The sequence below is a fragment of the Leifsonia sp. NPDC058292 genome, assembly GCF_042880955.1.
In the GTDB taxonomy this organism is placed as follows: domain Bacteria; phylum Actinomycetota; class Actinomycetes; order Actinomycetales; family Microbacteriaceae; genus Leifsonia.
Window position 1 is genome coordinate 1 of the sequence record NZ_JBHVYL010000064.1, and the last position, 8,123, is coordinate 8,123.

The 8,123-nt window shown below is 67.4% G+C and carries 7 protein-coding genes; all 7 read left to right on the forward strand.

Features of this window, described 5'->3' with window-relative positions; genetic code table 11:
* The first annotated feature begins 185 nt into the window (after window positions 1–185).
* Window positions 186–1,349 carry an ROK family transcriptional regulator gene (locus ACFVWR_RS18595; RefSeq protein WP_387215746.1) on the forward strand — a complete coding sequence of 388 codons (1,164 nt, stop codon included), beginning with the start codon at window positions 186–188 and terminating at the stop codon, window positions 1,347–1,349.
* Between the two features lie 97 nt (window positions 1,350–1,446).
* Entirely contained in the window at window positions 1,447–2,805 is a 1,359-nt protein-coding gene (locus ACFVWR_RS18600) for an extracellular solute-binding protein (RefSeq protein ID WP_387215749.1), read from the forward strand.
* Between the two features lie 98 nt (window positions 2,806–2,903).
* Window positions 2,904–3,851 carry a carbohydrate ABC transporter permease gene (locus ACFVWR_RS18605; RefSeq protein ID WP_387215752.1) on the forward strand — a complete coding sequence of 316 codons (948 nt, stop codon included), beginning with the start codon at window positions 2,904–2,906 and terminating at the stop codon, window positions 3,849–3,851.
* Complete coding sequence (locus tag ACFVWR_RS18610; RefSeq protein ID WP_387215755.1) at window positions 3,848–4,756, forward strand: carbohydrate ABC transporter permease; 909 nt, start codon at window positions 3,848–3,850, stop codon at window positions 4,754–4,756. Before ACFVWR_RS18605 ends, ACFVWR_RS18610 begins: the two co-directional genes overlap by 4 nt.
* Window positions 4,753–6,303: a beta-N-acetylhexosaminidase gene (nagZ, locus tag ACFVWR_RS18615; RefSeq protein WP_387215758.1), complete on the forward strand. Its 1,551-nt coding sequence runs from the start codon at window positions 4,753–4,755 to the stop codon at window positions 6,301–6,303. The genes ACFVWR_RS18610 and nagZ overlap by 4 nt, the downstream gene beginning before the upstream one ends.
* Window positions 6,300–7,196 carry an ROK family protein gene (locus ACFVWR_RS18620; protein ID WP_387215761.1) on the forward strand — a complete coding sequence of 299 codons (897 nt, stop codon included), beginning with the start codon at window positions 6,300–6,302 and terminating at the stop codon, window positions 7,194–7,196. The genes nagZ and ACFVWR_RS18620 overlap by 4 nt, the downstream gene beginning before the upstream one ends.
* Window positions 7,197–7,982 carry a glucosamine-6-phosphate deaminase gene (gene nagB, locus ACFVWR_RS18625; protein ID WP_387215764.1) on the forward strand — a complete coding sequence of 262 codons (786 nt, stop codon included), beginning with the start codon at window positions 7,197–7,199 and terminating at the stop codon, window positions 7,980–7,982.
* Window positions 7,983–8,123: the final 141 nt, after the last annotated feature.

The following is an 8,123-nucleotide window of genomic DNA, read 5'->3' on the forward strand; positions in this document are numbered from 1 at the left end:
ACTCGCCGTTACACGCACCCATGTTACGGCGAGTCGGGACCCCTCTGTGTGCGGGAGCGGTGCGGGAGCGGAGCGGAGCGGCGCGCGGGGCGAGGCGGGGAGCGCAATGTAACAAGTGCGTTAACGTGCGGCGAAACCGCGAAGAATGCTTGCGGTCTTTTTGTTCGTAAGCTTTACTAACAAACATGACTTCGTCGTATGTGCAGAGCAGCACTGGGTTCGCCCCCGGTCGCGCACTGCGTCCGAAGGTGAAAGTACTTCCCGAGCACGCCCGGGGCCACAACCGTTCGCTCGTGCTGCAGACGCTCTACCGTTCCGGCACCCAGAGCCGCGCCGACCTCGCCCGCGAGACCGGGCTCACGAGGGTGACGATCTCCGATTTGGTGGCCGAACTGCTGGCCGAGGGGCTCGTCGTCGAGCTGGGGCAGCGCGAATCCGCTCGTCCGGGAAAGCCGGCCGTGCTGCTCGACATCAACCGCGCGGCGTACCAGATCGTCGGTCTCGACCTGAGCGAGCACGCCACTTTCCGCGGTGCGGTGCTCGACCTCGACGGCGAGATCCTGCAGCGCGCCGACGTTCCGCTCGACGGCGCCACCGGCGACGAGGCGACCGCGAAAGTCGTGGATCTCGTCGACCGGCTGGTCGGGCTCGCGACCGCGCCCATCCTCGGCATCGGCGTCGGCTCACCCGGTGTCGTCGACCTGACCGGCACGGTGCTGACCGCGCCGAACCTCGGCTGGGTCGACGAGGCTCTGCAGCAGCGTCTGCACGAGCGTACGCAGCTGCCCGTCGTGGTCGCCAACGACGCGAACGTGGCTGTGCTCGCCGAGCACGGCTACGGGGATGCCGACGGCGACATGATGCTGGTCACTGTCGGCCACGGTGTCGGCGCCGGTCTGCTCGTCGCCGGAGCGCTCGTCTACGGAAGCCGGTTCGCGGCGGGCGAGATCGGCCAGGTCATGGTGGGCACCGACCTCGGGCTCGAGGCGACGTACAACCGCGACCAGGTTCTGGAGCACTGGCTGTCCGTGCCGCGGCTGCAGCAGCGCATCCGGGAAGCCGCCGCCGCGGGCCTCGACGCGACGCCCATCCTGCGCGAAGCAGGGCAGCGGCTCGGAATCGCGCTGACCCCCGTGGTCGGAGCGCTCAACCTGTCGGAGATCGTGCTCAGCGGCCCGACCGAACTACTCGATGGCGCACTCGCCGAGGCGACCATCCACACGCTCCGGAGCAGGACGATGGCCGACTTCCACGGCAACGTCACGCTGCGGATGACCACGCTCGGGCAGGACATCGTTCTGCGCGGCGCGGCCGTTCTCGTCCTCTCAGGACAACTCGGGGTCTCGTAACACAGCACCTCACAGAACCACCGACCCCAGCACCACGGTGAGGCAATCGCACACACCGACCACCTAGAAGAACCTGATCCCTAGAAAGGACAGTGCAATGAAGAGAAAGCTCGTCGGCCTCGCCGCTGTGGCTACAGCTTCCGCTCTCGTGCTCGCAGGATGTTCCGCCGGAGGCGGCGCCAGCGCACCGAGCACGGACGGGAAGGGCAAGACGGTCACGCTGTGGCTCGTCGGACCCGACACACCCGATCCGTTGCGGAACTACCTCAAGACCGAGTTCAAGAAGGAAACCGGCGCGACCCTCAACATCCAGCAGCAGGACTGGGGAGACATCGTCACCAAGCTGACGACCTCGCTGCCCGACGCCAACAACACGCCCGACGTCACCGAGATCGGCAACACGCAGTCGCCGACCTTCACCAACGTCGGCGCCTTCCTCGACATCTCGGACATGTACAAGGACCTCGGCGGCTCCAACCTGCTGCAGTCGTTCGTCGACGCGGGCAAGGTGGGCGCCAAGAACTACACGCTCCCTTACTACTTCGGTTCGCGCTACGCGTTCTACCGCAAGGATGTCTACGCAGCTGCGGGCGTGCAGGTACCCACCACGCTCGACCAGTTCAACACCAACGTCGCGACCATCACCGCCAAGAACCCGAAGGGGATCGCCGACTTCTCCGGCTTCTACCTCGGCGGCCAGGACTGGCGCAACGGCATCTCCTGGATCTTCGCCAACGGCGGGGACATCGCCAAGGAGAAGGACGGCAAGTGGGTCGGAACGCTCGACTCCGAGGGCTCGCTCAAGGGGCTCCAGCAGCTGCAGGACCTGTACAAGAACGCATCCAAGGCGCCGAACGACGCCAAGGACTCGAACCAGTACATCTACCTGAACGACAGCGACGCCATCCTCGACGCCGACGGCAAGAAGACGTCGGACACCTCGCTCTCGGCAGCCACCATCATGGCTCCGGGATGGGCGCACTGGTCGATCGGCGACGCCTCCACCGACGCTGACGGCAAGGTCGTCCGCACCTGGAACGACAACACGTTCGGCACCTTCGCGCTCCCGGGCAACGACGGCAAGCCGGCGCCCGTGTTCGCCGGTGGCTCCAACATCGGGATCTCGGCGAAGTCGAAGAATCCGGGCCTGTCCAAGACCCTCCTGAAGATCATCTTCTCGAAGGAGTACCAGGAGATGCTCGGCAAGAACGGCCTCGGCCCGGCGAACAGCGAATACACCTCCTCGCTCGGCGACGACCAGTTCGCGAAGGCTCTCATCGAGTCGGCGTCGAACTCGAAGCTGACCCCCGCAGCGCCCGGATGGGCAGCGGTCGAGGCCGGAAACGTCATGGAGGAGTTCTTCAGCAAGATCTCGGGCTCCACCGACCTGAAGGCCCTGGCGCAGGAGTACGACACCAAACTCGACGCTCTGATGAACGTCAAGAACGGCAAGTAACACAGTTCGCAGCAACACCACCTAGCAGGCGGGGGGCGCGGAAGACCTTTCCGCGCCCCCGTACCTGCTCTCAGACTCATTCAGGAAGGAGGACAGACGTGACAACGACCCAGGACACCGCGATCGCACCGGCCCGCGCCCCGCAGCCGGCTCCGCGCAAGAAGAAGCTCAACTTCACCCCGTACGCCCTGTTGATCCCCGCCGTCGCCATCCTCGTCCTCGCGCTGGGCTACCCCATCGTGTGGCAGATCATCACGTCGATGCAGAGCTTCGGCCTCGCCCAGCAGTTCGGCCAAGCAGCGCCGTTCGTGTGGTTCGACAACTACATCACCCTCTTCTCCGACCCGTACATGTGGGTGGTCGTCGGTCGGTCGATCGCCTTCTGCCTCGTCACCGCCGCCGTCACCGTCGTCATCGGCGTCGCGCTCGCGCTGCTGATGAACTCGGTCAACAAGGTCGTGCGCATCATCATCCAGATCTCGATGCTGCTGGCCTGGGCCATGCCCGTCGTCGCGGCGATGACGGTGTGGAACTGGCTGTTCGACTGGCGTCGCGGCGTCGTGAACGCCACACTCACCTCCTGGGGGCTCGACTTCCAGAACCACAACTGGCTGCAGAACCCGCTCTCCTTCTTCTTCGTCGCGATGGTCATCGTGGTGTGGATGAGCGTGCCGTTCGTCGCCTTCTCCGTGTTCGCCGGGCTCACCCAGGTCTCGGGCGAGGTGCTGGAGGCGGCGCAGATGGACGGCGCGAAGGGCCCTCAGCGGATGCGCTACATCATCCTGCCGATGATCCGTCCCGTTCTCGGCATCGTGCTGCTGCTCCAGATCATCTGGGATCTGCGGGTCTTCACCCAGATCAAGCTCCTGCAAGACAAGGGCTCCATCGCCAGCGAGACGAACCTGCTCGGCACATACATCTATCAGCTCGGTGTGGGGTCGAGCGACTTCGCGATGGCCAGCGCCGTCTCGGTGTTCGTGCTCGTGCTGACCATCGCCATCAGCTGGTTCTACGTTCGCAACCTGCTCAAGGAGGACGAGTCATGAGCACCACTCTGACGCCGGCCCAGACCGACCTCGTGACCGACAAGCCCGTTCCGAAGAAGCTCCGCCGGCGCAAGATCAAGCCGTCGCGCGTGGTGCTCGGCATCGTCGGTGTCGTCGTATCGCTGATCTGGGTGTTCCCGGTCTACTGGATGGTCAACTCGTCGCTGCTGCCCAACATCGTTCTGCAGAGCGCGACACCGACCTGGCTGCCGTTCGGCGGCTCGTTCGACAACTTCGCACAGGTCATCGGCGAGGGCACTTTCTTCCCCGCCCTCGGGATGAGCGTCATCATCGCCGTCATCACCGTCGTGTTCTGCCTGCTCTTCGCCTTTCTTGCGGCGCTCGCGATCAGCCGCTTCAAGTTCCGCGGGCGCAAGGGGTTCGTGCTGGCCGTGCTGCTCATCCAGATGCTGCCCGCCGAAGGTCTGTTCATCGCCCAGTACAAGCTGATGGGCAGCCTGCAACTGCTCAACACCGTGGTCGGCGTGAGCATCATCTACATCGCCGCGGTCGTGCCGTTCACCATCTGGATGCTGCGCGGCTTCGTGGCCGGCATCCCCGCCGACCTCGAAGAGGCGGCGATGGTCGACGGCCTCAGCCGCACCCAGGCGTTCATGCGCATCACGTTCCCGCTGCTCGCCCCTGGCCTCGTGGCCTCCGGCGTGTACGCCTTCCTGCAGGCCTGGAACGAATTCACGGTGGCCCTGGTCATCCTGCAGGAGAACTCGAGTCAGACGCTGCCGCTCTGGCTGCGCGGGTTCATCCAGCAGTCCGCATCCCGAGCCACCGACTGGGGCCAGGTGATGGCCGCATCGACGCTGGTCGCCGTACCCGTGATCATCTTCTTCCTGTTCGTGCAGGGCCGCATGACGAGCGGCCTCGTCAGCGGGGCGGTGAAGGGGTGACCGGGCCGTCGGTCACCGAACAGAGCGTCGCCACCGAACAGTCGTCGACCGACGAGTTGCGTCGTCGGATAGCGGCGACGCTGCTTCCCGGTTTCGTGGGCACGACACTGCCCGGATGGCTCGAGGAGCGACTGCGCGACGGCCTCGGCGGAGTGTGCGTCTTCGGACCGAACATCACCTCGGCCGGCCAGTTGCGCGAGCTCACCGACGCCGTGTACGCGGCGAACCCCGACGCGATCATCGCCATCGACGAGGAGGGCGGCGATGTCACGCGGCTCTACTACGAAGCGGGGTCGCCGTATCCCGGGAACGCCGTTCTCGGCCGCCTCGGCGACGTGGCGTACACGGAGGCCGTCGCCCGGCGCGTCGGCTGGGAGCTGCGGCGAGCGGGCTGCAACCTCGACTTCGCTCCGGATGTCGACATCAATTCGAACCCGGACAACCCCGTCATCGGCGTGCGCAGCTTCGGCACCTCGCCGGAGGCCGTCGCCGTTCAGAGCGCGGCGTGGACGCGCGGCCTCCAGTCGGCGGGCGTCGCCGTGTGCGCCAAACATTTTCCAGGTCACGGCGACACCGCTCAGGACTCCCACCTCGTGCTCCCCGTCGTCGACCTGACGCTCGAACAGCTGCGGGAGCGTGAACTGCGGCCCTTCCGCGCCGTGATCGAGGCGGGAGCGCGCACGGTGATGACCTCGCACATCCTGCTGCCTCAGCTCGATGCCGACCGGCCCGCGACCTTCAGCCCCACCATCGTGCAGGGACTGCTGCGCGACGAACTCGGATTCGAGGGCGTCGTGGTGAGCGACGCCCTCGACATGAAGGGGGCGAGCGGCGAGAAGGGCATCCCGGAGGCGGCCGTTCTGGCGCTCGCGGCGGGCTGCGACCTGCTCTGCATCGGCACCGAGAACACCGACGAGCAGCTGGCAGACATCGAGGCGGCCATCGCCCACGCCGTGGTCTCGGGCCGCCTGCCGGCCATGCGCGTCGCCGAGGCGGCCGATCGGGTGCTCGCCCTGGCCGCCGAGCTGCACGCCGAGCGGGACGACATCCCGGTGCCGTCGGAGGCCACCGACGGCATTCTCGAGGCGGCCGACATCGCGATCGCCATCGACACCTTCGACATCTCCGACCGCGCAGCCGAGTGGTTGCGGCAGAACCGCGGGCCGTACTCGGTGGTTCGCATCGACACGGTGGCGAACATCGCCGTCGGGGTCGCTCCGTGGGGGCCGTTCGCCGAAGCCGCGGCCGATCCGGAGGCGGAGCTCTCGCAGCGTTTCACCGAGAACCCGCTCGTCGTCTTCACCGAAGGCGACCATCCCGACCTCGTGCTCGCCGCCAAATCGCCCGTGCTGGTGATCGGCAAAGACAACCATCGCCACGCGTTCGCCCGGGAGGCGATCGACCGGCTGCGGGCCGAACGGGACAGTGTGCTCGTGGTCGACATGGGCTGGCCGAGCGACGACCGCGCCTACGCAGACATCGCGACGTTCGGAGCCTCCCGCCTGATCGGGCGGGCACTGCTCACGGCCCTGGGCTCCGTCTCGTGAGGCTCGGGATCGACATCGGCGGCACGAAGACGGATGCGGTGGCCATCGACGACGCCGGCGGACTCGCCCACCGCATCCGCCTCGCCACGGGGTTCGGCTCGGTGGCCGTGGTGGAGACGGCGGTCGCGGCGGTCTCCCGCATCGGAGAGCTCACCGGCATCGCTGCGAGCGGGTTCGACTCGATCGGCATCGGGATCCCCGGGATGGTCGACCGCGCCTCCGGCCACGTCAGCCACGCGGTGAACCTCGGACTCGACAGGCTCGCGCTCGGGGGAGAGCTCGCCGACCGCCTGGGCGTCGGTGTGCGCGTCGAGAACGACGTGAAAGCTGCCGCGCTCGGCGCGTACCACCTCATGGGCCTCGACGGCACGATGGCCTACCTCAACCTCGGAACGGGTCTGGCCGCCGGAATCGTGGTCGAGGGACGGCTATGGCGGGGTGCGCGCGGCATCGCGGGCGAGATCGGGCACATCCCGGTGGACCCGGCGGGCGCCTGGTGCGCGTGCGGCCAGCGCGGCTGCCTGGAGACCGTGGCGAGCGGGTCGGGGGTCGCCCGCCAGTGGCGCACCGACGATCCACTCCCTGTTCGTGCGCTGTTCGCCGCGGCGGCAGAAAGAGACGAATCGGCCCGGGAGATCAAGGCTAGGCTGGTCGCGGGCATCGCCTCCGCGGTGCGCGTCCTCGTTCTGACCGTCGACGTCGAGACCGTCGTCATCGGCGGTGGCCTCAGCCACCTCGGGGACCGCCTGCTGTGCGATGTCCACGAGGTGCTCGATGAGTGGGCGCAGGCTTCGCCTTTCCTGGCGACGCTGTCGCTTCCCGAACGCGTGCGTCTCGTTCCTGAAGGTTCATTGGCCGCAGCAATCGGTGCTGCACTCGTGGGAGAGAACTAAGTGGCAGAGATCGTCGTCGTATCCGACCAGCAGGCTGCGGGAGAGCTCGCCGCGTCGAGCATGATCGACCTCATCCGGCGCAAACCGGATGCGGTGCTCGGCCTCGCGACCGGCTCGACCCCACTCGCGCTCTACCGGGCGCTCGCCGCCCAGGTCGCGGCATCGGGCGTCGACGTGTCGCAGGTGCGCGGGTTCGCGCTCGACGAGTACGTCGGGCTGCCCGAGGGACATCCGGAGAGCTACCGCACCGTCATCACCCGCGACGTCGTCGAACCGCTCGGGCTCGACCCCGCGCGCATCCGGGTGCCCAACGGCTCCCTCGACGGGATCGAGCACGCCGGAGCCGATTACGAAGCCGCCATTGCCGCTTCGGGTGGCGTTGACGTGCAGATCCTCGGCATCGGCACCGACGGCCACATCGGCTTCAACGAGCCGGGGTCGTCGTTCGCGTCGGCGACACGCGTGAAAACGCTGACCGAGCAGACGCGCCGCGACAACGCGCGCTTCTTCCCGTCGGAGGCCGACGTGCCGATGCACTGCATCACGCAGGGACTCGGCACCATCCTCCGCGCTCGCCACCTTCTGCTGCTCGCCTTCGGCGAAGGCAAGGCCGCGGCGGTGGCCGGCGCTGTCGAGGGGCCGGTCTCCGCGAGCAACCCCGGTTCGGCCATCCAGCTGCACCCGCACGCGACCGTGATCGTGGACGAGGCCGCCGCATCCCGCCTCCAGAACCTCGCCTACTACCGCTACGCCTACGCGAACAAGCCTGCCTGGCAGGCGCTCTAGCGCTCGCGCGCTTTCGCTCGCGCGCTTTCGCTCGCGCGTTCTCGCTCGCGCGTTCTCGCTCGCGCGTTCGCACTCGCTCGCGCTCGGAACGATCGAGGGGTCCCAACACGCCGTTGGGCGTGTACGCCAGACGGCGTGTTG